The following is a 26,351-nucleotide window of genomic DNA, read 5'->3' as shown; positions in this document are numbered from 1 at the left end:
TTTTCTATTTATTGGGTGGAAAGGCCATGCAATCGTCCTTGACAAACACGCTAATAATGGAGGTGGAATTATGGAAACAACAAGTTATAAAGGCACAAATAAAATGATTACAGGAATTGTATTTGGGGTCATCACATTTTGGCTCTTTGCCCAGTCTATGGTCAATGTTGTTCCGGCCGTTCAGAAAGATTTAGGCATTTCACTTGGCACATTAAACATAGCAATTAGTTTATCTGCTTTGTTCTCAGGTATGTTTATCGTTGCAGCTGGTGGCCTTGCAGATAAGGTTGGACGTAAAAAAATTACGTATTTAGGGTTAATTTTAAGCATTATCGGTTCCTTGCTTATTGTTTTGACTCAAGGCGCAGCATTATTAATTATCGGACGTATCCTCATAGGGATTTCAGCAGCATGTATTATGCCAGCAACAATTGCTTTAGTGAAAGCTTATTATGAGGGGGCTGATCGCCAACGTGCCCTCAGTTTCTGGTCCATTGGTTCTTGGGGTGGTTCAGGTGTTTGTTCACTTGCTGGTGGTGCCATAGCAACATATATGGGCTGGAGATGGATTTTCATCTTTTCGATTATTTTCGCTCTTCTTGCGATGTGGCTTATTAAAGACACTCCAGAAAGTAAAGCAGAATCAACTGGTGCTTTTAAATTTGACTATACCGGATTAGTTATTTTTATCATTACGATGCTTGCATTAAACCTTTTCATTACTCGCGGAGCAGATTGGGGTTGGACAAGTACTATTACATTAGTCTGTGCGGTTATCACAATCATTGGGATTATCGTATTCGTCAAAGTGGAAAGAAATAATGACATAGCTCTAATTGACTTCTCTTTATTTAAAAATAAACCATACGCAGGAGCCACATATTCCAATTTCTTGTTAAACGCTGTAGCTGGAACACTAGTGGTTGCTAATACTTATGTTCAAGTTGGTCGCGGATTTACGGCTTTCCAATCTGGATTGTTATCAATCGGGTATTTAATAGCAGTACTTGCAATGATTCGTGTTGGTGAGAAAATTTTACAAAAATCCGGGGCAAAATCTCCAATGATTTGGGGAGCTATAATAACGACAGTTGGTTGTGCACTAATGGGCTTAACATTCTTACCTGGTTTTTCCTATACTGTTGCCGTATTCATTGGATTTGCTTTATTCGGTCTTGGACTTGGAATATACGCAACCCCTTCTACAGATACTTCTGTATCTAATTCACCTCCTGATAAAGTTGGAGCAGCAGCAGGGGTTTACAAAATGGCAAGCTCACTAGGTGGAGCGTTCGGAGTTGCGATTTCTGCTACTGTTTATGGTGCCATTGCAGCTGTTAGTAGTGTCGAAGTTGCTGCAACAGGTGGTATTATCGCAAACGTAATCTTCGGTATACTTTCAATCATTTCTATAATAGCATTAGTACCAAAAGATACTGGAAAAACAACAAACGAAAAAGCAACAAAAATAGATTACAGGAACAATACTGAGCCAGAACCAAGTCATTAACCAAAAATTGGTATAGAAGAAGAACAGGATTTTGTTGTAGATGTCGTCAACCATAAGTATGATTTTAAAGGTATCACATTAAGGCTTTATATAGGCGGGCGATATTGATGATAACAAATTGCTCCCTTATTTCGCTAACAGGTGCATTACTTCAAAAACAGGGGTTGCTGCGGCAGCCTTTTTTTAATAGAACTAATCCAGCTAAGCTCAGCTATTCCTCTCTGTTTATCGTATCCATCCTATTGACATAACACCAATTTTGAACTACATTGGGCGTGGTTTAAACTTAAGTAATGTAATAATAAAAGGGGAGAAATTAGTTGTCATATTTACTAAAATTAATAAGAAAAAGTGAACAAATAACAAGCCTTTGGTCAGGTGGTAAAACAGCTCAACTTGCTATTTATCCTGAAAATGGAGATTACTCGAAGCGTGATTTCAAATGGCGGTTAAGCACCGCAGATGTTGAGGTAGACGAATCCTTATTTACTCATCTTCCAGGCATTCAGAGAATTATCATGATCCTTGATGGAGAAATGTTGCTTCAACATAAAGGAAAGCACCATGTGCATTTAAAGCCATTTGAACAGGATCGGTTTGATGGCGGCTGGACAACCCGAAGTATTGGGAGGGTTACGGACTTTAATTTGATGTTAGCAGAAGGATGCGAGGGAGACCTTAACATGATTCATATTAATAATGGGATCCAACATGAAGTGTTGGATAATAGGGAATCTACGAATAGATCCGAAGCCTTTTATTGTGTCAAAGGAACAAGTAAAATGAGCATAGATGAAAAAGAGACTTTTGTTTTAGATCAAGGTGACGTAGTAATCTTAAACATGGATCATTCATGCAACAATTTAAATATAAAGTTATCCAATCACAATGACTCAATTGCAAAAATTATTAAGGCAAGTATTTTTTATTGATAGAGATATTTTGGTTCTAGTGCAAAAATATTCACTAGAAGTATAGTATTCTTTCGAATTGTGGGTTAAGAGGCTAAACCAAATAAATCAATCATTATTATTTGGTGATTACTGGTAGTGTAAAAAATGGGGAGTGAACGATATATTAAAAATACTCCAATGTTACTTCTTTTCGCATTTCTTTTTATTGGCATTTTTGGATTTTGGCTAAGAAAAAGGATTCTTTCATTCGATTTTAAAAACAAAAGTAAATTGTTCTTCTTGTTAAGCAACTATGTGTTGGTTGGTGGAGTTCTTATTGGTATAGGCTTACTATTTATTGTGATTTTTCTCTAAGATTTATTTCACTCCCATGAAAATTAAAATATTCTTAAAACCAAAAAAGAGCATACAAAAATAGACCCAGAAAATGACTTTTTAAAAAGGCCGAACCTTATGAGTGATCTGATTGAGTTTGGTAAATCGTTAAAGAAAAACCTCCAATTATAGCAAATTAAGTAGAGGCTAGCGCGACGACCAAAAAAGGATTAATCTCCCATGAGTGCTACCCATAAAGGGCTCGACAGTCGGTGGTACACCGTGGTCGTCGGAGTCAGACTAACGGATGGGCTCAAAGGCACCATAGTTCAACGACCTTCTTCGCCAGCCATTAAAACATTATCGACCTAGAAACCAATTTTCATTCTCTGTGGTGAAGCGCTGATTTTTGCGCTACATGGATGGCTAACGGGTGCTTTACTTCAAAAAGGGAGTTGCTTCAGCAGCTCTTTTTCTCATGGAGCTAAAGGGATAGGTTATTTAAAGAAGAAATGATTGATAAAAAGTTTGGATTTCACAAGTAGATAGAGGAGGTATCCATTGGATGCAAAAGGAATACTTCGATTCAGAAATTTATAAGGGTCGCCATTTTCACGTAGAAAATTTTGAAGCTTTTTAGTTACCTTGGATTTATTAACCATGTCTCTAAAAATTTCAATGTTTATTTTCATCGTATTATTCACTTATGTTTAGCCCTCAATCGTGCTAATTTTATTTTGTGAGTTTTTATTGCTGTTTAATTAACTGAGGGAGTTTAACAAGAAACAAAAATACAACTTTTTCACATAGAGTAGGACAAATCGTCTTTTTAATTCCATATAAACTCTTAACGTAGGTTTACATCAAAATGTTGGCGGTACACCATACATAAATTCGGATATTCTTCAGATCTAATCTTCCGGATGAAACCTGATTCTAGCAAGGTTTTCCAATACAATTCGTAGTGGAGGGTAAAAGATGAATATTAAAAATTGGCTGTTTTCTCAAAGATTGTTGCTAAACGAAAGCATCAGATATTTAAAAGAGTATGTTATATTTTGGATTATGGGGTCGAATGGAATAGTATAATTAAGCGTAATTTAACTTGTTTCGTAAGAGGTGCTGAGTTTGTTTAAAAAGAATATATTGATTGGACATTCAGAGGATGCTGTCCTGTCAATTATCGAACACTTAGTGAAAAATAACGTTCCATTTGAAATAGGAATCAAAGATATTTTAAAGCGGTCGTCTGAAAGATTCCGCTCGAAAAAAAACGATGAAGTATACGAAGCGTTTTATACAGTCGAAGTTCGAAAAAAATATGCGGAACAAGTAGAAGCTATTGTTGCGCAGTATGTATCGCGAGAAGATGTGAAGCATTGGTATAAAGTGGCGAAAAAGAAAAGTAGAAAATTACAATTGAAGGAAAAAGCACTTTATTTATTTGTGTTTTTTATAAACTGTATAGCGATACTAGCCATCGACATAGGTAAGATGGATGGAGCGGACATCGTTTCGTATATCGCTTGTGCCGTGTTATTGATGTCTGGTGTGTTTGTGACGACAAAATATTACAAAGAGATGCAAAAAGAAACGGGCGATTTGAGAGAGAATAATATGATGTTGATGTTCATAGGTATTGGTGTGATATTTTATGCCGTTTCTTCTTTTTCATCTTTACTTCAAATAGACATTTTTCATTTTCTCTTAATGATTCAACTGTGTGCAATAGTTTGATTTTTGACAAGCTGAAATAAGCATTTGCTCTACTCGCTTTTCAAATGCATAGTTTTTATGTAATTCAAGCCAATAATACCAATAGGGTTAATTGTCTAAATAATACGTACCAACGCCTTGAAACCGTTCCATCATTCCTTTCAACCGACGATGGAAATTATTAACGTATTGTATGTGGTATATTCCTTTTTTTACTCGTTGATTTTGATTTAGATTAACTGTTTCGTGCTTAATATTTTTGGATACAGCAAACTTTTTGTAATTGGTAGCTGCATCAGTGCATAACAAAGATGAGGGGGCTATATGGTCCCCAATAGCTGCATCTATTTCTTCTGCTTTTACACGACCCTTTCCCGCGATTCTTGCAATAATATTGTGATATCGAACTTGTGCTACAATTACAGCAATTTTTTGATTTGAAATCCCTCGTTTTTCATCTTTTTCTCCCCGTTTTTTCGGTTTTCGATGTGTAAATCTACGACCTTTTAATGACTCACGAAAGAAAGTCTCATCACTTTCAACGATACCAGATAATTGATTGAACCCGTGACTTCCTAAAGCATTTAAAATCTTGTGCCTCCAATAAAATGAGGTAGATATATGAATGTTTAATAATCAGCGATTTTAGGTAATGTAACACCGTGTATCATCATTTCAATGTAATTCAACCACTTTCCTGGATAACGTGAACCTGAAAAGGGGGTGTTTGTCATATCATTAAAGGTTTGTCCGCAATCCTTACATAAATAACGTTGTCTGGAACGATACATACCGTTTCTTTTTACTGATATTTCCACAATGAATACAACCTAAACCGGCAGAAAAGCGAGTCTCCCTAATCTTTGTAAGTAACTTCTCTGTTTTATTTACTTCTTTTGGATATAGATCTTGTTCTAGTGCCTTAAATAAGGCTTGTTGATCTGCTTTCTTTAATTCACTGACCACTTCATACACATATCTCCACATTATCAAACGCCTCCTTGAACTTGTATTAGATTATATTAAACTATAATCAGTAATTTCAAAGGAGCAACAATCTATACAGCCTAAAAAAAAGTAAAGATAGTAAGGGTTAAACTTACTATCTTTTTTTGTTGCTTTATTTTAAGCCTTTGAAAAAACAGCCTAAATAAAAGGCAGAGTGTGAATAACACTCCGCTTTTTGTCTATAGGTTATAATAATTTTCAGCTGTATAAGTGGTCCAGTTCCAAAAATCATTCCCCTGAGAAATAATATATCGATCAAGAAACAATTCGAAGTTAAGTTGAATGTCTTCGTCTTCGGAAAATTCTTCAGAAGGTATGTCGAAATTAAGTAAATAATTTGGTTCTTTAGCATTGAGTTTTTTAATACTTATAGCCAAAGTTCCGTCTAGTACGCTACCTATAGGAATAAAAGGTAGGGGATTATCTGGCTCATCCGCTTGCATATCTTTATATGCACTCTCGATTTCTTCTAAAGAATGAAGCCATAATCCTCCGCCTACATTGTCACCATCTTCGTCTATATGTTCAAAAAGCATACAACCGTTATGAATAAATAAGAAAGCCTTGTAGTCTTCCGGTAAAATCCAATCTGTTTTCTTTTCAAATTCCTCTATTTGTTCTCTAGTAGCCGGATTATTAAAGGAACAAACAATATTCGAATTTTCTCCTTCGGGACCTGAAATAATCATACTTAAGTCTTCATCTAATCTATTTTTAAAACTTGTTAAAGTTTGATTAATAAATGGCATATAGTTAATCTCCTTAATTAGTAGTTTTTCCACCAAGTGTTAACTTCATTACGGTGTATTTTTACAGGAAGCGGAAATAAATTTTGAAATGCGTTAGTTCCACTGTATTTTATTGGAATAACGTGATGTATCTCGGTAGATCTTTCGTCTAAACCATACAAATAAACATTTGTCCTGCGCAAATAGGTCAGATCTTTTGAACGGGAACTTGAATTTCAAAGGTAATCTCGTTTGGTTTATCTGTGATCGTAATATCAACATGCATAATTTGCAGCGCATCGCCGGTAATTTGATAACCACCTTCATCAAGATAATCAAATATTTTACTCAAGCTTTCGCTTCGGTTCCATAGTAATTCTCCGTTATATCGGATACACGCAAATAACCCAGCCGGAACGATCCGTTGGTACTGTTTTGGTATTTTTTCTTTACTTTTTGCCACAACGAAAATGACTGATGGTTCTTCAAAACGTTTAGTTCTAAGATCCGCTTCCTGGATGAGAATGCCTAGTCTGTTACTGGCCAGAATTGGTGTCTTCTCAGCAAGCATATTTTCTAGCCTTATAACACCATAACAGAGTTCCAAATTATTATTGATTTTTTCATTCAATGTAATTAACTTCCTGCGTCCTAATTCACGAAACATAACCGTTTGAAGTTCCGTTTCTCTTGCTACGTGATCCAAATATACAATTTTTTCCCGGATATTTTCCTCCAAGTCAGTTAATTCGTTCAGCTTTGAAACAAGATCTGCGTGCTTTGCTTTAAGAATGTCCAAAGACTTACTAAAATTGCGTTCATTGAAATAATCCTTTATTTCGTCCGTACTCATTCCAAGTTGTCGTAATTCTTTGATGGTTCCTAAAACCTCGTACTGGAAAATAGAATAGTAGCGGTATCCCGAATGTGAATCGATATATTGCGGCTTGAATAAGTTAATCCGATCATAATGGCGCAAGGTCTCCGTAGTCATCCCTCGTAACTTTGCCATCTCACCAATTGTTAATTTTTCTTTCAGTATAATCGCCCCCTTAAAAAATATAATACAGGTGTTGACCTTTGTGTTACAACAACCTTTATAATCAAAATACACAATAATTTAAATCTTCTGAGTATTCTTTATAAATGTGAGGGAGCTGATTATGAAACGGAAGAAACTTGCTAGAACACTTACTTTGTCACAGGTTGTTTTTTTAGGGATTGCTTGGAATAACCCCATGGTATTTTTTAATACCTATGGAATAGCTACCGTAACCTCACATGGTGTAATTACGGGTGCGTACATTATTGCATTTCTAGCGATACTGTTTACAGCGCTCAGCTACGGAAAAATGGCAAAAGCATATCCTATCTCAGGTTCAGCTTATACATTTACTCAAAAGTCTATTAATTCTGAAGTTGGGTTTCTTGTAGGTTGGACAATTATGCTTGATTATATTTTAACACCTATGGTGACGTGTTTGATGTCCACTGTCTTTTTAAGTGCAGTGTTTCCAGGGATTCCACATTATGTGTGGATTATTCTTTTAACTACTATCATAGTTGTACCAAGCATACTAGGGGTAAAGACATCAGCATCCGCAAGTAAAATTTTCGTTATTGCTCAAATCATTTTCGTATGTTTTTTCTGGATATTAACCGTCAAAAATTTATTAGATGGAGTTGGGACAGGAACTCTTTTCTCGAGTAAACCATTATTCAATTCAGAGGTTCCCTTGTCAGTAATCTTAGCAGGCTCTTCAATTCTTTGTTTTAGTTTCCTTGGTTTTGACTCACTTACTACCTTGTCAGAGGAAACAATCAATCCTGAAAAAACCATCCCAAGAGCTATTATCATAATGTTGCTATTAATAGGGGTTTTGTATATTGGCTCTTCCTACTTAGCACAATTGGTCTATCCGGGTTTTTCATTTGAAAACACTGATTCAGCAGCCATGGAAATCGCTATACTTGTTGGAGGAAACGTATTTAAATCATTATTTATTACTGCGGTAATTATTGGTAACTTTTCTTCAGGAGTTGCTTCAATTACAAGCGCATCACGTGTGTTATATGCAATGGGCCGGGATTCAGTATTGCCTGAAAATCTATTTGGTTATATTCATCCCAAATTTAAAACACCGTCACACGGAATTATCGTGATAGGAATAATTTCTTTACTAGGCGTCGTGTTAACTCTGGAGCAAGTCATCAAGTTTATCAATTTTGGAGGGCTCATTGCTTTTACATCTGTTAATCTATCTGTCATCGCCCATTATTTTATAAAAAATCAGAAACGATCTTTTAACGATTGCATAAGGTATTTATTTTTACCGTTCATTGGCGCAGTATTTACTATGTGGTTATGGTCACATTTAGAAATAGAGGCATTGATTCTTGGAGGCATTTGGGTGATATGTGGCTTAGCATATCTTCTTTATATGACAAATTTTTTCCGCAAGCCTCTTCCTGAGTTTCATTTTGATGAGGAGATCATTCCTCAAGAGGTAGAAGATATGAATGAAAAAATTCTTTCCCAAAAGGTAGAAGACTTTTAATCCGTTTTTTACACTGAAGTAAGTATATGTAACTAAAGGAGGTGTGAATATTTTGAAAATAAAGAAAAATGAAAGCGTTACCTATTTTTAAAGCGGGATTGTTAAAGTAAGAATAACGAACAGGAGGTTTTTTCAAATTGTTGAAGCTGAAAAAGTTTATAAACGGTGAGTGGATGGATTCTTTGAGTAAACAAACGAGTAATGTTGTTAACCCCGCAAACGGCAAGATCATTGCGGAGGCTCCCAACGGAAATGCAGAAGATGCCAGGATGGCCATTGATGCGGCACGAACCGCATTTGATTCCGGGATTTGGTCGGACTTACCGGCTTCGGAACGGGCTTCCTATTTATTTAAAATAGCAGAGAAAATTGAAGAACATGCTTCTGAGCTTAGCCAACTTGAAACAGCCAATACCGGAAAACCTCTAAAAGAGGCAGAGTTTGACATTGCGGATGCAGCGGATTGTTTTCGTTATTATGCCGGCTTAGTCACTAAACCGGACGGCCAAACGTATCCTGTTTCCGGTCCTGTACAGGCCATGGTTGTTCGAGAGCCGGTAGGGGTATGTGGACTGATCGCTCCGTGGAATTTCCCTTTACTGACTGGAGCTTGGAAAATAGCCCCTGCCCTTGCTGCAGGAAATACGATTGTATTTAAAACATCCGAGGTCACTCCGATTACGACTACTAAATTATTTGAGATTATCGAAGAGGTTGGCATACCAGATGGCGTTGCAAATCTAGTTATGGGTGGTGGTGCAACAGTAGGAAATGAACTAGCGGAAAGCGATAAAGTTGATATGGTTTCGTTCACTGGCAGTACATCGACAGGCAGAAGCATCATGAAAGCAGCAGCTGGAAATATTAAAAACATTGCACTCGAATTAGGCGGCAAGTCACCTAACATCGTTTTTGCCGACGCAGACTTTGAGACGGCCGTGGATTATGCTTTATATGGAATTTTTGTCAACGCCGGCCAAATTTGTAATGCAGGATCGCGTTTGCTGCTGGAAGAGAGCATTCACGACAAGTTTATCGATAGACTGATAGAGAAAGCGAAAAAAATCCGGGTCGGCCCTGGTGATCAACCGTCTACACAAATGGGTGCCCTTGTCAGTGAAGCACATATGAATAAGGTACTCCAATATATTCAACTTGGCATAGAAGAAGGGGCGACATTAGCCTGCGGCGGCAAGCGTATCACAAGCAATGGACTTGAAATGGGCTATTTTGTTGAGCCGACGATATTTGTTGATACCAAACCGGACATGAGAATTGTTCTGGAAGAAATATTCGGGCCAGTACTTACCGTGCAAAAATTTAAAGATGAAGCGGAAGCCATCCAACTTGCCAATGATACTCCATACGGCCTCGCAGCAGGTGTATTTTCACAAGACGGCGCGAAGGCTTTAAGAGTGACTAAGAAAATAAGAGCCGGAATTACGTGGATTAATGCTTATAATCTAGCCTACAATGAAGCACCGTGGGGAGGCTACAAACAGAGCGGAATTGGCCGTGGATTAGGAACTTTTGGTTTAGATGAGTTTAGTGAGGTAAAACAAATTAACATTAATTTAGAAGTGGAGCCAACCAAGTGGTTTGATCATTAAAAATGGATAAGTAGATATAAAAGAGTAAAAGAGTAAAAGAGTAAAAGAGTAAAAGAGTAAAAGAGAGTGAGTCACTGTACTATTACACTGTTTGAAAAATTGAAAGGGGACATTAATGATGATCTGGGATTTTAATTTCAATCTTCCTACTTCTATAGAGTTTGGGAACGGAAAAGTTAAAAATATTGGGAAAAGAGCAAAAGAGCTAGGAGGAAAAAAGGCACTTCTAATTACCGATAAAGGACTGGCGCAAACTGGAATTTTACAAAAGGTTACCGATTCGTTAGACCAAGAAGGTGTCAATTATATTGTTTTTGATGAAATTACTCCTAATCCAAAAGATGTAGATTGCCATAGAGCCTATCAACAATTTAAAGACGAGGAAATAGATCTTTTGATAGGTCTTGGCGGCGGAAGTTCGATGGATACAGCAAAAGCAATTGGTACACTTTTAACCCATGGAGGAGAGCTTAGAGATCGTTACGGTTTTAATTTACTAGAGAGAGAAATCACTCCACTTATTTGTATTCCTACAACTTCAGGTACTGGAAGTGAGGTTACAACAGGTTCTGTCATTACAGATACAGTTACAAAACAGAAAGAGGCTATACTTGACATTAGACTGGCTCCCAAACTAGCAATTTTGGATCCTGAATTAACTCTAACTCTGCCTAAATCTATTACTGCTGCTACCGGAATGGATGCACTTACACACGCTATAGAGGCTTATACCAGCAATATTGCTGAACCGATTTCAGATGCTCTCAGTCTTTATGCAATTGAATTAATTGCTAAGTACCTTCCGTTAGCTGTAGAAAATGGGAACAACTTAGAAGCAAGGAAAAATATGCTTGTAGCCAGTTTAATTGCAGGTATGGCATTTAATCACGCGGATCTTGGTGCTGTACATGCTATGGCTGAACCACTTGGAGGTCTTTATGATACTCCACATGGGGTAGCGAATTCCATCTTTCTTCCACATGTGTTTGAATTTAATATTCCTTCAAACCCTGAAAAGCATTCAATTGTAGCTGAAAAGCTTGGAGCAAATAAAGAAGGTAAAACAATAGAGGAAACTGCCTATGAAGGTGTTGTATTGTTAAAAGAGCTTGCACGTAAAATTGGCATTCCTGATTTCCGAGATTTAAATAATATCAATCCTGAAGATTTCCCATTCCTTGCTGAAGGAGCATCCGTTCATTTGTGTACACAGACTAATTCACGAAAAGTGACACCAGCAGATTATTTGGAATTATTTCAAAAGACTTATGAGGCGAAAAACACAACATTAATTTAAAAATTTAACTAGATTAATGTTGATCTAGAATTTTTGAATCGGCGGTCGGCTTAATGGGAGTTTTAATTGGGCGGCCGCCATGGTTTACAGAAAACATGCGTATGCCCACTTGCTGCGGGTACATAATTAGCTATTTATGGATATGAGATTGCTATAAAGTAAGAATAACGAACTGGAGGTTTTTCAAATTGCATAAGTTGAAAATGTTTATAAACGGTGAGTGGATGGATTCTTTAAGTAAACAGAAGAAAAATATTGTAAATCCGGCAAACGGCAAGATCATTGCAGAGGCTCCTAACGGAAATGCAGAAGATGCCCGGATGGCCATTGATGCGGCACGAACCGCATTTGATTCCGGGATTTGGTCGGACTTACCGGCTTCGGAACGGGCTTCCTATTTATTTAAAATAGCAGAGAAAATTGAAGAACATGTATCTGAGCTTAGCCAACTTGAAACAGCCAATACCGGAAAACCTCTTAAAGAGTCAGAGTTTGACATTGCTGACGCAGCGGATTGTTTTCGTTATTATGCCGGCTTAGTCACTAAACCTGACGGCCAAACGTATCCTGTTTCTGGTCCTGTACAGGCTATGGTTGTTCGAGAGCCGGTAGGGGTATGTGGACTGATCGCTCCGTGGAATTTTCCTTTACTGACGGGAGCTTGGAAAATAGCCCCTGCCCTTGCTGCAGGAAATACGGTCGTGTTTAAACCAGCCGGGATAACTCCGGTTACCACCACTAAATTGTTCGAGATTATCAAAGAAGTTGGCATACCAGATGGTGTTGCAAACCTAGTTATGGGTGGTGGGGGAACAGTAGGAAATGAACTAGCGGAAAGCGATAAAGTTGATATGGTTTCGTTTACTGGCAGCACGTCAACAGGAAGAAACGTCATGCAAAAAGCAGCTGGAAATATTAAAAACATTGCACTCGAATTAGGCGGCAAGTCACCTAACATCGTTTTTGCCGACGCAGACTTTGAGTCGGCCGTGGATTATGCTTTATATGGAATTTTTGTCAACGCCGGCCAAGTTTGTAATGCAGGATCGCGTTTGCTGCTTGAAGAGAGCATTCACGACAAGTTTATCGATAGACTGATAGAGAAAGCGAAAAAGATCCGGGTCGGCCCTGGTGATCAACCATCTACAGAAATGGGTGCCCTTGTCAGTGAAGCACATATGAATGAGGTACTCCAATATATTCAACATGGCATAGAAGAAGGGGCTACATTAGCCTGCGGCGGCAAGCGTATCACAAGCAATGGACTTGAAAAGGGCTATTTTGTTGAGCCGACAATATTTGTTGATACCAAACCGGACATGAGAATTGTTCAGGAAGAAATATTTGGGCCAGTACTGACTGTACAAAAGTTTAAAGATGAAGCGGAAGCCATCCAGCTTGCCAATGATACTCCATACGGCCTCGCAGCAGGTGTATTTTCCCAAGACGGTGCGAAGGCTTTAAGAGTGATTAAGAAAATAAGAGCCGGAATTACATGGATTAATGCCTACAATCTAGCCTACAATGAAGCACCATGGGGAGGCTACAAGCAGAGCGGGATTGGTCGGGGGTTAGGAACTTATGGTTTAGATGAGTTTAGTGAGGTAAAACAAATCAACATTAATTTAGAAGTGGAGCCAACCAAGTGGTTTGATCATTAAAAATGGAGAAGTAGAGATAAAAGAGAGTGAGTAATGCTTACATCGAAGAAATTTTTGACTAATAATAGAGGATGCACTTTTTTGAATTCACCAATATTTTAAAAATTAAAAATTTTCAAATATTAATTCTGAAGATGGGCTTTAATAGAAAGAAAGCTGTCAGCCTAATTGTTTTATTTTACGAGTAAAAAGCCAGTTCATCAAGATTTGTCTTTTTTAAGACCTAATAAAACGAAAATAATATTTTACTATATATGAATTATATTCTCCCGCGCTCTTTCTCTGTGGCGTTTACTAAGGAGAATCGAGTAATCAGAAAATATGTTGGTTCCTGATAGTCATTATTGACTACACAATTCCGTTTTGCCTAGTTTTATAGGTTGGCATAAAGCTTGCATATATATTAACGAGAACGTAATACAAGTGGGAGGCAAAGTACATGTCGAATAATGAAAAACAACATCTTAATTTACCTTTTACCGGAATCTGTACTTTCGGGAAATATCCCGTATGTCCGGATCTAGACCAGCTAGATGCAGATGTAGCTGTCATTGGAGTTCCAAATGATATGGGAACACAATGGAAGTCAGGCGCAAGAATGGGTCCAAGAGGAATTCGTGAAGGCTCTACATTATATAGTTTCGGGTTAGATGGAGCCTATGATATTGAAAATGATATCATGTATCTTGGCCCGAAATGGAAAGTTGTTGATTGCGGCGATGTAGACATAGTACATGGGGATATGATGCAATCCCATGATAATACCGAAGAAGCCATTCGAAAAATCGTTTCAAAAGGTGCAATGCCGGTTGTTTTAGGTGGAGATCATTCCATTACAATTCCAGTAGGAAAGGGCTTGGGTGAACTCGGGCCATTTCATGTGATCCAGATTGATGCGCATTTAGACTGGGCAGATCACCGTTCAGGAATGCGGGTTGGACATGGAAGCTGCATCCGCCGCTTATCTGAAATGAATCATGTTCAAAAGATTTTCCAATTGGGCATTCGTGGAATCAGCAGCAGTAAAAAAGAAGATGTCGATGCTGCCAGAGAATACGGAAGTGTCATCTTGTCTCCCCGCCAAATGAGAAAGATGGGATTTGAACAGGTTTTGGAACTTATTCCAGCAGGTGAAAAATATTATATTACCATGGACATTGATGGCCTCGACCCATCGATCGCCCCTGCGACAGGCACACCTTCTCCTGGAGGCCTGCTTTATGATGAAGTCAACGAATTACTCCATGGAATTGCAAAAAGAGGAGAAGTAATCGGTTTTGATATGGTAGAAGTTGCTACTCCTTACGATCATACGGGAATAACTGGACAAGTGGCAGCGCGCCTCTCATTAGACTTGCTTAGTTATGTTTTAAAAGAAAAAGAGAGAAACCAGGATGCAATCAGCGATCATCAAGAGCAGAACTTCATAAAGAAGCATTAGTCTGTTAAATTTGAAAGCGTTTGCTGATATAAAGTGATTTTCCTCCGTTTTATCTTTTCTTAGTTTCCTGAATATGTATAAAAATAGAGGCGATATCATAAAAAACACTTATGTAAATAATTATCCATTTAGAATATTTAGAGTATTTCAAAAAAACGTATAGCGGTTGACGATTGTGGGAGAGTGCAATGTAGACAGCCACCGAAGGAGCAAGTTCCAAAAAAACCTTGGAACAAATCTCTCAGGTATAAGAACCACAATGGGACGCAACTCTGGAGAGCGCGTTTATAAAACGCCACCAAAGAGGAAGACTCTTTTTAGCATAGAGTTAAACTCTCAGTTAAAAGGACAGAGAAGGGAATGTTGCCAACGTTATCACTTTAAATGTTTTTGTTCTGGTTTGAATTGTACACCAAAACAAGTGAAGTTAGGTGACTAAAACTATTAAGCACATTAAAGATAACTTCGGTATTGAATTGGAGGTTTTTCTTTATGATTTCCAATAATAATGATTACGTAAACAGAGGATGCTTTTATCTAGAAAGCATCCTCTGTAGTGTATATTTGAAAGGTATAAGTAGTTTGTAAAAGTACACTATTATGAACGGTGTTTATCGACTGTAAAAAGCAATCTACTCCTATTCAATTCACAATTCACTTGGGGTACTAGGGGCATATAATTTATGAACTGTCAGAAAGCTCTATCTCTATATTTAAAATTCTGAAAATAAAGTTTTTTCAGATATTTATTGAAATTTCCATTAGAACCATTTATTATACAACTGTTAATGCGATTTTATATCAGCGGATGATAATTGTGGGAGAGACTAAACGCATTGTTTAGCACCGAAGGGGCAATTCCCAAAAAAATTGGGTATGAATCTCTCAGGTAAAAGGACCACAATAGGACGCGTCTCTGGAGAGAGCTATGAGCCACCAAAGGAGTTAAACTCTCAGGTAAAAGGACAGAGGAAAGATAGGAGAACACCTATCTTTCCTATGCCCTTTTTATGCTGGGAAAGATAGCACAAACGAAAAAAGGAGGATTGTGCTATGAAATTTATTAAAGAATGAGTCTTTCTATTCAATTTTCCTGACTACAACTTTTACCTTAGAGAGAATCTGCAATAGGTTGAATGCAATACCTTTATCTTTTCAAAGGCTTGGTAGATTATGTCGAGGTTTGCACCAGAACCAGAATATTTATCAGCAACATATTGAGTAATATTATATTAAAATTGTAAGCGTTTTCTTTGTTGGGTTGAATAATAATATGTCAAAATTTTATCGGAATATTATTATTCAATTATCTGGAAATTAGGGAGTGGGAAATCATATGCAGGAACAAAAATTGTCGAGAGGCCTAAAAAACAGGCACGTACAACTAATCGCTATTGGCGGGGCAATTGGAACGGGATTATTTCTCGGTGCAGGAAAATCTATTCACTTAGCAGGACCATCGATTTTATTTGCTTACATGATTACAGGCGTCATTTGCTTTTTAATCATGCGCGCTCTTGGAGAACTACTCTTAACCAATTTGGAATATAATTCTTTTGTTGACTTTGTAAAAGACTATTTAGGTAATATGGCAGCATTTATCACCGGTTGGACCTACTGGTTTTGCTGGATTTCAATCGCAATGGCCGACTTAACAGCAGTTGGTCTTTATACCCAGTATTGGTTTCCCTCCATACCACAGTGGATGCCAGGTTTAATTGCGCTTGTCATTTTGCTATTTATGAATCTAGCAACCGTAAAACTTTTTGGCGAAATGGAATTCTGGTTCGCATTAATTAAAGTTATCGCTATTCTAGCACTTATAGTTATCGGTATTTTCATGATTATTAAAGGCTTTTCCACAGATTCAGGCGCAGCCAGTTTCACGAATCTATGGAGCCACGAAGGTATGTTCCCAAATGGAATAAATGGATTTATCCTCTCATTCCAGATGGTAGTGTTTGCGTTTGTTGGTATTGAACTTGTAGGACTTACAGCAGGTGAAACAGAAGATCCAGAGAAAGTTATCCCAAAAGCAATTAATAATATTCCTATTCGGATTATAATTTTCTACATTGGCGCACTTATTGTCATTATGAGTGTTTATCCGTGGAATGCAATCATCCCATCGGAAAGCCCATTCGTCCAAGTATTCGTGGCTGTTGGTATCGCTGCAGCTGCTGGTATCGTCAATTTTGTCGTCCTAACATCGGCTGCTTCGGCATGCAACAGCGCAATCTTCAGTACAAGCCGGATGGTATACTCACTTGCCAAAGATAAAAATGCACCTGTGCCATTTGCAAAACTTAATGCCCGTAAAGTACCTTCCAATGCACTGGCCTTTTCAACTGTCGTCATTCTGACTTCCGTTGTTTTGAACTATTTAATGCCAGAAGGAGTATTTACGTTAATTACAAGTATTTCTACAGTATGTTTCATCTTTATTTGGGGAATTACTGTCATCAGTCATTTGAAATACCGCAAAACAAGGCCAGATCTAGCGAAAATGAACAAATTTAAATTACCACTTTATCCAATTTCTAATTACTTGATCCTTGCTTTCCTAGCTTTCGTACTTGTTGTGCTTGCACTTGCGGAAGATACTCGTGTTGCCTTGTTCGTAACTCCTGTTTGGTTTATTTCGCTGATTGCGATTTATAAGATGCAGAAAACGAAGGCAAATCATGCGGATCAGGCGAATCAGAAAGAGGTAGCGGAAAATTAAGAGGCTACGGACAAAAGTCAGGGACCTACTATTAACTTTATCAAAATAGTCAACTTGCAAAAAACGATGATACAAGCAGCCGTGAGTAACCTGGATGACCATATGTGATATTCATAAAGTAAGAATTTTCAAAAAAATAATGTTAACGCTTACAAGAAAATCTTGACATTCTTATTTCCACCAATTATTCTAAACATAATAAAATTAAATATGAGCGAATGACGGTTGTGGGAGAGTGCAATGCGACACGCCACCGAAGGAGCAAGTTCCAAAAAGACCCTTGGAACAAATCTCTCAGGTAGATGGAACCACAACTGGACGCACCTCTGGAGAGCGCGTATAAAGTAGTACGCCACCAAAGGGGAAAGGCCCTTTTAATATAAAAGGGTTAAACTCTCAGGTAAAAGGACAGAGAAGGGTAGAGAAAGCTAAACTAAGCTACCCTTCTCTGTTCTTTTTTGTGCGCAAAAAAGGGTAGTGTTTCGTAGTCACTAGCTATGCAACAAACCTTTAATTCAAAAATTTTCAAGGGGGAGTACAAATGAGTTTACAGCAAAATGATTCAATCATTTTTCAAGCTATCAGAAACGAGCAAAATCGTCAGCATCAAACCTTAGAGTTGATTGCATCAGAAAACTTCGTCAGCCAAGATGTATTAGAAGCAATGGGAAGTGTAATGACGAATAAATATGCAGAAGGATATCCAGGAAAACGTTATTATGGCGGATGTGAATTTGTCGATGTGGCAGAACAAGCAGCTATTGAGCGCTTAACAAAGCTGTTTGGTGCCAAATATGCAAATGTTCAGCCTCACTCGGGTGCACAAGCAAATTTCGCAGTATTTTTCGCACTGCTTCAGCCTGGTGATAAAGTAATGGGAATGAACCTTTCACATGGCGGCCACTTAACTCATGGAAGTCCAGTCAGTGTTTCAGGAAAATGGTTTGAAGTAGTGTCTTATGGAGTTAGAGAAGATACCCAATTAATTGATTATGATGAGTTGGAAGCTATCGCAATGAAAGAAAAACCAAAATTGATTATTGCAGGGACAAGTGCCTACCCAAGAACCATTAATTTTGCACGATTTAGAGAAATTGCTGATCAAGTTGGAGCAAAACTTATGGTGGATATGGCTCATATTGCAGGGCTGGTAGCGGCCGGTCTTCACCCATCCCCAATCCCATATGCAGATGTTGTGACAAGTACTACTCATAAAACATTGAGAGGGCCTCGCGGGGGTATCGTTTTAACAAACGATGAAGAGATTATCAAATCGATAAATAAATCTGTATTCCCAGGAATTCAGGGCGGCCCTCTCATGCATATTATTGCAGCAAAAGCGGTTGCTTTCAACGAAGCATTACAACCAAGCTTTAAGGACTATGCGAAACAAGTCATTGAAAATGCTGCAACACTTAGTGAAACATTAAAAAATGAAGGTGCAGCTCTTGTTTCTGGCGGAACAGATAATCATATTGTCCTTTTAGATTTACGTCCGTGGAATTTAACAGGAAAAGAAGCAGAGAAATTATTAGAAGAAGCAGGCATCACCGCTAATAAAAATACGATTCCATATGATCCAGAAAAGCCATTTGTTACCAGTGGTATCCGAATGGGAACAGCAGCATTAACAACACGAGGCATGAAGCAGGATGAAATGGTGAAAATCGGTAAAGTGATTTCAGCTGTTCTAAAGAGTAAAGGGGATAAAGACGTTCTGGAGACAGCAAAAGAAACAACCAAAGGAATTTGTGATATTTATCCGTTATTTCAACAACCAATTACTGTGTAAGAAAAAAGGGGGGGACTCAATGGAATTTCAAAGTTGTTTTGACATAATAGGTCCAATCATGGTAGGACCGTCAAGTTCCCACACAGCCGGAGTAGTGTCAATCGGTAAATTCATCCATGAACTGTTAGGAGATTATCCAAAAGAAGTCAAAATTGTATTCTATGATTCATTTGCTGAAACCTATCAAGGACATGGAACAGATAAAGCACTGCTTGGCGGATTACTTGGGATGGATACCGATGATTCACGCATTAAAAACTCATTGGGATGGGCAAAAGAGAATGGAATGCAGTACGAAATTGAATTTGAAAGCTGCTGCGAGTATTTTGACCATCCTAACACAACAATCGTGACAGCAAAACACGGCGATTGTGTAGTAAAGGTAGGCGGAGCATCACTTGGTGGTGGTTTATCCAAGATTTTCATGATAGACGACGATATGGTAGCGATTCGTCTCAGTGCAGGTGATGACTTTTCAGCCCTTGCTAGTTCTTATCATCCAAGAAAGAAAGTAATGGACAAGGCTATATGATGGAAATCCAGACCATGAAAGAACTAAATGAAGCTTGTCAAAGAGAAGAAAAAAGCATTGGCGAAATCATGCTAATGATGGAAGCAGAAAAGTCAGGAAGAGACCAACAAGTTATTATCAGTATGATGGAAGAACGATTGATAAAAATGAAGGAAGCCGTTGATAACGGTATAAAGGATGCCTCAACCGCACCGAGTGGAATTTCTGGCGGAGATGCTTTGAAAATGAATGATTACGTTCAACAAGGTAAATCTTTGTCAGGCAGCTATATAAGCAATGCAATGAGCTTTTCATTGGCAACTTCTGAAAGTAACGCCCGAATGGGGGTCATTGTAGCTACCCCAACTGCGGGTGCAGCAGGGATTTTGCCTGGGGTACTGTTTTCGCTTCATAAAAATGATGGCACGCCTTATAAAGATTTAGTCATGGGGTTATTCACGGCAAGTATGCTCGGGCTTGTCATTGCGAACCGTTCTTTCATTTCGGGGGCTGCTGGTGGCTGTCAAGCAGAGGTGGGCTCCGCAACGGCCATGGCAGCGGGGACAATCGTTGAGTTAAAAGGCGGAACACCACTGCAAGCCGTGAATGCGACAGCCATTGCGATGAAGTCACTTTTAGGATTGGTTTGTGATCCAGTCGCAGGACTTGTGGAAGTTCCTTGCATCAAGCGGAATGTGATTGGAACCTCAATTGCATTTTCAGCGGCCGACATGTCTCTAGCTGGGATTGAAAGCCGCATACCTTGTGATGAGGTAATTGAAGCCATGTATAAGGTTGGAAATGATATGCCAAGGACCCTTCGAGAAACGGCTCTTGGTGGCTTGGCAATGACAGAAACCGGTAAACGGGTGAAAGAACGTCTTTTTTGTAGGAAATCATGAATCATAATCGGGGGTAGATCATGGGTACTGAAACAGCATTAAAGCAAACACCGCTTTTTGAAGTATATAAAAAATACGGAGCAAAAGTTATTGATTTTGGTGGCTGGGCTCTGCCAGTTCAGTTTTCCAGCATTTTAGAAGAGCATGAAGCTGTTCGAACAGAAGCAGGACTTTTTGATGTTTCTCATATGGGAGAAGTACTTGTGGAAGGGAAAGATGCCGAGAGTTATATTAACTACCTTGTTACAAATGATGTAACAAAGCTTAGCATCAATCAAGCACAGTATACCGCAATGTGTTATCCAGACGGCGGAACGGTCGATGATTTATTAGTTTATAAATTAGGGAATGAAAAATATTTACTCGTTATTAATGCCGCAAACATTGAGAAAGATTACGAATGGATGAAGCAGCATGTAAAAGGAGAGATGGCGCTCCAAAATATTTCGGAAGACATCGCTCAGCTTGCCATCCAAGGTCCAAAGGCAGAAAGCATTTTGCAAAAGTTAACGGAAATAGATTTATCAGAAATTGGCTCTTTTAAATTCGCCCAACATGTCAACATCTCCGGGATTACCGACATACTTGTATCCCGTACAGGTTACACAGGAGAAAATGGATATGAACTTTATTTAGCAGCAGACAAAGCGGTAGTACTCTGGGAAAAGCTCTTAGAAGCAGGAACTACGAATGGATTACAACCATGTGGACTTGGTGCACGGGACACGCTTCGACTTGAAGCACGTCTTGCACTCTATGGCCAAGAACTCAGTAACGATATCAGCCCGCTTGAAGCAGGAATCGGCTTTGTCGTAAAGACGAACAAAGAAAGTGACTTTATCGGAAAATCTGCTCTTACAGAACAAAAAGAAGCTGGATTAAAACGAAAATTAGTAGGGATTGAAGTAACAGGCAGAGGGATTCCGCGTCATGGTTACAAGGTAATTTCTCAAGGTGGAGAGGAAATAGGTATTGTTACATCCGGAACACAATCACCATCTTTGAAGAAAAGCTTAGGTCTTGCCTTGGTATCAGCCGACCAAGCTGAAGTGGGGACGCCGATAAAAGTGGAAATTCGTAATAAACTGATTGAAGCTGTTATTGTTAATGCACCATTCTACAAAAGATAAGTGGAAATATTTTAATAGAGTTATCGTGTAGTTTTTAAGTCGATTTCCGCTACTTTACATGCAGCCCGAAATCGACAACCTGCTATGAGTAAAATCGGTCTTTTATTATCTGAATTATAACAAAAATCAAAAAACAGAGAGGGAGAAAAAACAATGACAAAAGTAACATCAATTTTACGATATAGCAAAGAACATGAGTGGGTGCAACAATTAGAAGGAAATCGTGTACGTATTGGAATCTCTGATTATGCACAAAAGGCGTTAGGTGATATCGTCTTTGTTGAAAATCCAGCGATTGATGATGAAGTAACTGTCAATGAATCGATGGGAACGATCGAGTCAGTTAAAGCAGTTTCCGAACTTTATTCACCTGTTTCAGGTACGGTAGTTACCGTAAACGAAGAGTTAGAAGGCGCTCCAGAGACGATTAACGAGCATCCATTGGAAGCAGGGTGGTTAGTCGAAGTAGAAATGTCCAATCCAGAAGAATTAGATTCACTTCTAAACGAAGATGAATATCAAGCATTTACTAATGAAGGAGAGGAATAATATGACAGCCACTTATAGATACCTCCCTGATACGAAACAGGACCAAGAGGAAATGCTCAAATTTCTAAATATTTCTTCTATAGATGAGTTATTTGAAGATATTCCAGCTGAAATTAGCCTGCAGGATGAGCTAAACATTCCAGAGGCGGTTCCTGAACCGCTTCTTTTGAAAAAAATGAATCAGCTTGCTACAAAAAACAAAAATGCAAATCATTACCCAACTTTTCTAGGTGCAGGTACCTATGATCACTATATTCCAAGTGTGGTAAATCATATGATTTCACGTTCCGAATTTTACACAGCTTATACACCCTACCAACCGGAAATCAGTCAAGGTGAATTACAAGCGATTTTTGAATTTCAAACGATGGTTTGTGAGTTGACAGGAATGGATGTGGCTAACTCTTCCATGTACGATGGTTTTACATCGCTTGCAGAGGCTGCATCACTTGCCGTTGCATCTACAAGACGTTCAAAAGTACTTGTATCCAAAGCGGTACATCCTGAATCCCGTGCTATTTTACATACAGTAGCTGGAGGTCCGGGATACACAGCTGAGGAAGTAAATCTTGCTGATGAGGTTACAGATTTAGGGAATCTGCAAGAACAAATCGATAAGGACACTGCTGCCGTAATTGTTCAATATCCAAATTTCTTCGGTTCCATTGAGGATTTAAAAGCAATTAAGAAAATTGCGGAAGAAAAAGGTGCCCTTTTAATCGTAAGCGCCAATCCTCTTGCACTAGCACTCTTGCAGGCTCCTGGGAAACTTGGGGCAGATATTGTGATCGGTGATATGCAGCCATTAGGAATCCCGATGTCCTTTGGCGGTCCACACTGCGGCTATTTTGCGGTAAGTAAGAAACTCATGCGCAAAATCCCAGGACGTATTGTAGGGCAAACAGCAGATGAAAAAGGACAACGTGGGTTTGTGTTAACACTGCAAGCGCGTGAACAGCATATTCGCCGTGATAAAGCCTCATCCAATATTTGTTCCAACCAGGCATTAAATGCTCTTGCCTCCTCTATTTGTATGACATCACTTGGAAAGCAAGGGATTCGTCAAATGGCACAGCTAAACATTGAGAAAGCTGATTACATGGCGAAAACTTTAGAACAGAAGGGCTTTACCATAATCAATGAAGCACCATTCTTCAATGAGTTTGTTGTCGGGCTTCCTCGACCGGTAAAGGAAGTCAATGAAAAACTTCTTAAGGCCGGTATTATCGGTGGATTTGATTTAAAAAGTGATTACGGCTTTGTAAATCAAATGTTGCTAGCTGTGACTGAGCAGCGAACAAAAGAAGAAATTGATCAATTTATTGATGTTTTGGAGGCGATTGTAAATGGTTGAATATAATGAGTTAATTTTTGAAATAAGTCGACCAGGACGTGTGGGCTCAAGTCTTCCGGAAAGTGACGTTGACTGTGTTGATATAAATGACAAATTTCCAAAGCATTTAATTCGTGATGAACCGGCAGAACTCCCGGAAGTATCAGAGTTGCAACTTGTCCGCCATTATACAGCGCTTTCTAATAAAAACCATGGGATCGATAATGGGTTCTATCCGCTGGGTTCTTGTACGATGAAATACAATCCGAAAATAAATGAAGATGTGGCACGTTTGGAAGGATTTAGCCGCATTCATCCATATCAGCCGGTTGAAACTGTACAGGGTGCACTAGAGGTTTTATATGAATTACAAGAAGAGCTAGCTGTCATCACAGGAATGGATGCTGTAACTTTACAGCCATCTGCAGGGGCTCAAGGGGAATGGACAGGTTTAATGATGGCTAAGGCGTACCATGCTCAAAAAGGTGAAACCAGAACGAAAGTACTTGTTCCAGACTCCGCGCACGGTACAAATCCTGCAAGTGCAAGTGTTGCTGGTTTTCAAACGATCACGATCCCATCCGATAAAAATGGATTAGTTAACCTAGAAGAATTAAAGAAACATGTAGGCCCTGATACTGCTGCGCTAATGTTGACAAATCCAAATACCCTTGGACTTTTTGAAAAAGAAATTGTGGAAATCGCTCAGGTTGTTCATGAAGCTGGCGGCTTATTATACTATGATGGAGCGAATGCCAATGCCATTTTAGGTAAAACAACACCAGGTCAAATGGGCTTTGACATCGTGCACTTAAATCTTCACAAAACATTTACGACGCCTCATGGCGGTGGCGGTCCAGGGGCAGGTCCTGTCGGTGTGAAAGAGAAACTTATTCCTTTCTTGCCAGTTCCGCGAATAGAAAAATCCGGGGATAAATATGTGCTGAACTCTGATCATTCGCACTCTATAGGACGGGTAAAAGGGTATTATGGAAACTTCGGAATTCTCTTGCGGGCGTATACTTATATTCGCACGATGGGGCCTGAAGGGCTGCGCCAAGTATCTGAAAGTGCCGTACTTCATGCTAATTACCTTCGCAAAAGATTAGTGCCATATTTTGAAGCGCCATTTTCACAAATTTGTAAGCATGAATTTGTCCTATCCGGTTCTAGGCAGAAAAAGCTGGGTGTAAGAACGCTTGATATGGCAAAACGTCTGCTAGATTTCGGCTACCATCCGCCGACCATTTATTTCCCGTTAAATGTTGAGGAATGTTTGATGATTGAACCGACAGAAACAGAGTCGAAGGAAACACTCGATGCTTTTGCGGATGTAATGATTCAAATTGCCAAAGAAGTGGAAGAAAACCCAGGGGTTGTTTTAGACGCACCACATACTACGGTCATAGGGCGATTGGATGAGGTCCAAGCAGCTAGACAACCAATTTTGCGTTATTCCAAAGAGGAAGTAGTAGAGGAAGAAACGGTAAAGTCATAAATAAATGCTTGAACATGAACCACCAGGGATGAAAATAAAGAGAAAAAGGAAAGTCTCATTATTTCATTCATGGTGGTTTGATGTAAACGCGTGTAAAAAGGATGACAAAAAGAGACAAGAAGGGCGAGAAGAAATATTCTTTAGAATTAAAAAGACAGAGCAATGGAGAAATTCAATTGGTCTTTTTATAGACTATTGAACAACCTTAAAACAAAAATTACATCTGCTCATAGGAGTGAGAAATAAAATGTTCATCAGTAATCTTCGTAAACCAGAATGGCTTAAAATTAAATTAAATACCAATGAACAGTATACGGGCTTAAAGAAAATGATGCGTGAAAAAAAGCTGCATACTGTTTGTGAAGAAGCAAGATGTCCTAACATTCATGAATGCTGGGCTGTCCGAAAAACGGCAACTTTCATGATTTTAGGAAGTGTATGTACGCGAGCTTGCAGGTTCTGTGCAGTTCAAACTGGGCTACCTTCAGAGCTTGATTGGGAAGAGCCTGAACGTGTCGCAGAATCAGTAGAGCAAATGGGCTTAAAGCATGTCGTGATTACCGCTGTTGCTCGTGATGATTTAAAAGACGGTGGAGCAAAGATATTTGCAGAAACTGTAAGGGCTGTAAGGCGGCGAAATCCGTTTTGCACCATTGAAGTTCTACCCTCCGATTTGAATGGAGAATATGATAACTTAAAAACATTAATGGATACAAGGCCAGACATTTTGAATCATAACATTGAAACAGTAAAACGATTATCTCCACAAGTTCGTGCTCGTGCAACATACGAACGTTCACTAGAGTTTTTAAGGCGGGCAAAGCTAATGAATGCCACTATCCCGACGAAATCAAGCATTATGATTGGTCTAGGAGAAACAAAAGAAGAAATTATGGAGACGATGGATGACCTTCGTGCTAACAATGTGGAGATTATGACTATTGGTCAATATTTACAGCCTACTAAACGACATTTGAAGGTCCAAAAATATTGGAGTCCAGAAGAGTTTGAAGAACTGAAAAACATTGCCTTGTCAAAAGGGTTTAGTCATTGCGAAGCCGGTCCGCTTGTTCGCTCCTCCTATCATGCAGATGAACAAGTCCGTGCAGCAAAGGCTAATGCGTAATCATTTTTAAATAAACCTAGTAAGAAA

Annotated in this window: 20 protein-coding genes, 1 pseudogene and 5 riboswitches; of the genes and pseudogenes, 18 read left to right on the top strand and 3 right to left on the bottom strand. The window is 38.8% G+C overall.

Annotated elements, in window-relative coordinates:
- The first annotated feature begins 70 nt into the window (after positions 1 to 70).
- From JFV29_RS15115 to JFV29_RS15105, 3 genes are all read left to right on the top strand, one after another.
- Positions 71 to 1,510 (top strand): MFS transporter, encoded by a 1,440-nt coding sequence (locus tag JFV29_RS15115; RefSeq protein ID WP_201184950.1) that lies wholly within the window; start codon positions 71 to 73, stop codon positions 1,508 to 1,510.
- A gap of 320 nt (positions 1,511 to 1,830) precedes the next feature.
- Positions 1,831 to 2,442 carry a HutD/Ves family protein gene (locus JFV29_RS15110; protein ID WP_201184948.1) on the top strand — a complete coding sequence of 204 codons (612 nt, stop codon included), beginning with the start codon at positions 1,831 to 1,833 and terminating at the stop codon, positions 2,440 to 2,442.
- A gap of 1,425 nt (positions 2,443 to 3,867) precedes the next feature.
- A complete protein-coding gene (locus JFV29_RS15105; RefSeq protein ID WP_201184946.1) occupies positions 3,868 to 4,476 on the top strand; it encodes a hypothetical protein in 609 nt (202 codons plus the stop codon).
- Here the strand turns inward: JFV29_RS15105 and JFV29_RS15100 are convergent.
- The 3 genes and pseudogenes from JFV29_RS15100 to JFV29_RS15090 all read right to left on the bottom strand — a co-directional run bounded on the left by JFV29_RS15100 (position 4,447) and on the right by JFV29_RS15090 (position 7,203).
- Positions 4,447 to 5,442: pseudogene (locus JFV29_RS15100) on the bottom strand (IS1595 family transposase). The gene JFV29_RS15105 and the pseudogene JFV29_RS15100 overlap by 30 nt on opposite strands.
- Before the next feature lie 200 nt (positions 5,443 to 5,642).
- Positions 5,643 to 6,212: an SMI1/KNR4 family protein gene (locus tag JFV29_RS15095; RefSeq protein ID WP_201184944.1), complete on the bottom strand. Its 570-nt coding sequence runs from the start codon at positions 6,210 to 6,212 to the stop codon at positions 5,643 to 5,645.
- Positions 6,213 to 6,399: 187 nt separating this feature from the next.
- The gene (locus tag JFV29_RS15090; RefSeq protein WP_201184942.1) at positions 6,400 to 7,203 is read right to left on the bottom strand and encodes a MerR family transcriptional regulator; all 804 of its coding nucleotides are present in this window, start codon (positions 7,201 to 7,203) and stop codon (positions 6,400 to 6,402) included.
- Positions 7,204 to 7,354: 151 nt separating this feature from the next.
- Here JFV29_RS15090 and JFV29_RS15085 point away from each other — a divergent pair, with 151 nt between their 5' ends.
- From JFV29_RS15085 to lipA, 15 genes are all read left to right on the top strand, one after another.
- Positions 7,355 to 8,749 (top strand): APC family permease, encoded by a 1,395-nt coding sequence (locus JFV29_RS15085; RefSeq protein ID WP_201184940.1) that lies wholly within the window; start codon positions 7,355 to 7,357, stop codon positions 8,747 to 8,749.
- A gap of 137 nt (positions 8,750 to 8,886) precedes the next feature.
- Positions 8,887 to 10,359: an aldehyde dehydrogenase family protein gene (locus tag JFV29_RS15080; protein ID WP_201184938.1), complete on the top strand. Its 1,473-nt coding sequence runs from the start codon at positions 8,887 to 8,889 to the stop codon at positions 10,357 to 10,359.
- Positions 10,360 to 10,474: 115 nt separating this feature from the next.
- Complete coding sequence (locus tag JFV29_RS15075; RefSeq protein WP_242486889.1) at positions 10,475 to 11,656, top strand: iron-containing alcohol dehydrogenase; 1,182 nt, start codon at positions 10,475 to 10,477, stop codon at positions 11,654 to 11,656.
- A gap of 188 nt (positions 11,657 to 11,844) precedes the next feature.
- The gene (locus tag JFV29_RS15070) at positions 11,845 to 13,317 is read left to right on the top strand and encodes an aldehyde dehydrogenase family protein (protein ID WP_201184937.1); all 1,473 of its coding nucleotides are present in this window, start codon (positions 11,845 to 11,847) and stop codon (positions 13,315 to 13,317) included.
- A gap of 439 nt (positions 13,318 to 13,756) precedes the next feature.
- Positions 13,757 to 14,758, top strand: a complete 1,002-nt coding sequence (gene speB / locus JFV29_RS15065; RefSeq protein WP_053346235.1) for an agmatinase — start codon at positions 13,757 to 13,759, stop codon at positions 14,756 to 14,758.
- Positions 14,759 to 14,924: 166 nt separating this feature from the next.
- Positions 14,925 to 15,025, top strand: a riboswitch (glycine riboswitch).
- Positions 15,026 to 15,119, top strand: a riboswitch (glycine riboswitch). It abuts the riboswitch before it with no gap.
- Between the two features lie 447 nt (positions 15,120 to 15,566).
- Positions 15,567 to 15,669: riboswitch (glycine riboswitch) on the top strand.
- A gap of 3 nt (positions 15,670 to 15,672) precedes the next feature.
- Positions 15,673 to 15,729: riboswitch (glycine riboswitch) on the top strand.
- A 365-nt stretch (positions 15,730 to 16,094) separates the two neighbouring features.
- The gene (locus JFV29_RS15060; RefSeq protein WP_201184935.1) at positions 16,095 to 17,483 is read left to right on the top strand and encodes an amino acid permease; all 1,389 of its coding nucleotides are present in this window, start codon (positions 16,095 to 16,097) and stop codon (positions 17,481 to 17,483) included.
- 316 nt (positions 17,484 to 17,799) lie between these two features.
- Positions 17,800 to 17,905: riboswitch (glycine riboswitch) on the top strand.
- Positions 17,906 to 18,024: 119 nt separating this feature from the next.
- Positions 18,025 to 19,275, top strand: a complete 1,251-nt coding sequence (glyA, locus tag JFV29_RS15055) for a serine hydroxymethyltransferase (RefSeq protein ID WP_201184933.1) — start codon at positions 18,025 to 18,027, stop codon at positions 19,273 to 19,275.
- Positions 19,276 to 19,294: 19 nt separating this feature from the next.
- Positions 19,295 to 19,807: a serine dehydratase beta chain gene (locus JFV29_RS15050; protein WP_201184931.1), complete on the top strand. Its 513-nt coding sequence runs from the start codon at positions 19,295 to 19,297 to the stop codon at positions 19,805 to 19,807.
- Positions 19,807 to 20,688, top strand: a complete 882-nt coding sequence (sdaAA, locus tag JFV29_RS15045) for an L-serine ammonia-lyase, iron-sulfur-dependent, subunit alpha (protein ID WP_201187856.1) — start codon at positions 19,807 to 19,809, stop codon at positions 20,686 to 20,688. Before JFV29_RS15050 ends, sdaAA begins: the two co-directional genes overlap by 1 nt.
- Positions 20,689 to 20,708: 20 nt before the next feature.
- Positions 20,709 to 21,818 carry a glycine cleavage system aminomethyltransferase GcvT gene (gcvT, locus tag JFV29_RS15040; RefSeq protein ID WP_053346222.1) on the top strand — a complete coding sequence of 370 codons (1,110 nt, stop codon included), beginning with the start codon at positions 20,709 to 20,711 and terminating at the stop codon, positions 21,816 to 21,818.
- Between the two features lie 153 nt (positions 21,819 to 21,971).
- The gene (gene gcvH / locus JFV29_RS15035) at positions 21,972 to 22,367 is read left to right on the top strand and encodes a glycine cleavage system protein GcvH (RefSeq protein ID WP_201184930.1); all 396 of its coding nucleotides are present in this window, start codon (positions 21,972 to 21,974) and stop codon (positions 22,365 to 22,367) included.
- Position 22,368: 1 nt separating this feature from the next.
- The gene (gene gcvPA, locus JFV29_RS15030; RefSeq protein WP_201184928.1) at positions 22,369 to 23,721 is read left to right on the top strand and encodes an aminomethyl-transferring glycine dehydrogenase subunit GcvPA; all 1,353 of its coding nucleotides are present in this window, start codon (positions 22,369 to 22,371) and stop codon (positions 23,719 to 23,721) included.
- A complete protein-coding gene (gene gcvPB, locus JFV29_RS15025; RefSeq protein ID WP_201184926.1) occupies positions 23,714 to 25,198 on the top strand; it encodes an aminomethyl-transferring glycine dehydrogenase subunit GcvPB in 1,485 nt (494 codons plus the stop codon). Before gcvPA ends, gcvPB begins: the two co-directional genes overlap by 8 nt.
- A 4-nt stretch (positions 25,199 to 25,202) precedes the next feature.
- Positions 25,203 to 25,397, top strand: a complete 195-nt coding sequence (locus tag JFV29_RS15020) for a hypothetical protein (protein ID WP_201184924.1) — start codon at positions 25,203 to 25,205, stop codon at positions 25,395 to 25,397.
- A 48-nt stretch (positions 25,398 to 25,445) separates the two neighbouring features.
- Positions 25,446 to 26,324, top strand: a complete 879-nt coding sequence (gene lipA / locus JFV29_RS15015; RefSeq protein WP_201184922.1) for a lipoyl synthase — start codon at positions 25,446 to 25,448, stop codon at positions 26,322 to 26,324.
- Positions 26,325 to 26,351: the final 27 nt, after the last annotated feature.

It is taken from the genome of Peribacillus sp. TH16 (assembly GCF_016651095.1).
GTDB classification, from domain to species: domain Bacteria; phylum Bacillota; class Bacilli; order Bacillales; family DSM-1321; genus Peribacillus; species Peribacillus butanolivorans.
This window is presented reverse-complemented; position numbering and strand designations above follow the sequence as displayed.

Coding starts and splice junctions, on each gene's coding strand:
- JFV29_RS15050 (WP_201184931.1), top strand. CDS start 19,295: ATGGAATTTCAAAGTTGTTTTGACATAATAGGTCCAATCATGGTAGGA.
- JFV29_RS15090 (WP_201184942.1), bottom strand. CDS start 7,203: ATGGCAAAGTTACGAGGGATGACTACGGAGACCTTGCGCCATTATGAT.
- lipA (WP_201184922.1), top strand. CDS start 25,446: ATGTTCATCAGTAATCTTCGTAAACCAGAATGGCTTAAAATTAAATTA.
- JFV29_RS15020 (WP_201184924.1), top strand. CDS start 25,203: ATGCTTGAACATGAACCACCAGGGATGAAAATAAAGAGAAAAAGGAAA.
- JFV29_RS15115 (WP_201184950.1), top strand. CDS start 71: ATGGAAACAACAAGTTATAAAGGCACAAATAAAATGATTACAGGAATT.
- gcvPB (WP_201184926.1), top strand. CDS start 23,714: ATGGTTGAATATAATGAGTTAATTTTTGAAATAAGTCGACCAGGACGT.
- JFV29_RS15060 (WP_201184935.1), top strand. CDS start 16,095: ATGCAGGAACAAAAATTGTCGAGAGGCCTAAAAAACAGGCACGTACAA.
- gcvPA (WP_201184928.1), top strand. CDS start 22,369: ATGACAGCCACTTATAGATACCTCCCTGATACGAAACAGGACCAAGAG.
- speB (WP_053346235.1), top strand. CDS start 13,757: ATGTCGAATAATGAAAAACAACATCTTAATTTACCTTTTACCGGAATC.
- JFV29_RS15095 (WP_201184944.1), bottom strand. CDS start 6,212: ATGCCATTTATTAATCAAACTTTAACAAGTTTTAAAAATAGATTAGAT.
- JFV29_RS15085 (WP_201184940.1), top strand. CDS start 7,355: ATGAAACGGAAGAAACTTGCTAGAACACTTACTTTGTCACAGGTTGTT.
- glyA (WP_201184933.1), top strand. CDS start 18,025: ATGAGTTTACAGCAAAATGATTCAATCATTTTTCAAGCTATCAGAAAC.
- gcvH (WP_201184930.1), top strand. CDS start 21,972: ATGACAAAAGTAACATCAATTTTACGATATAGCAAAGAACATGAGTGG.
- sdaAA (WP_201187856.1), top strand. CDS start 19,807: ATGGAAATCCAGACCATGAAAGAACTAAATGAAGCTTGTCAAAGAGAA.
- gcvT (WP_053346222.1), top strand. CDS start 20,709: ATGGGTACTGAAACAGCATTAAAGCAAACACCGCTTTTTGAAGTATAT.
- JFV29_RS15075 (WP_242486889.1), top strand. CDS start 10,475: ATGATGATCTGGGATTTTAATTTCAATCTTCCTACTTCTATAGAGTTT.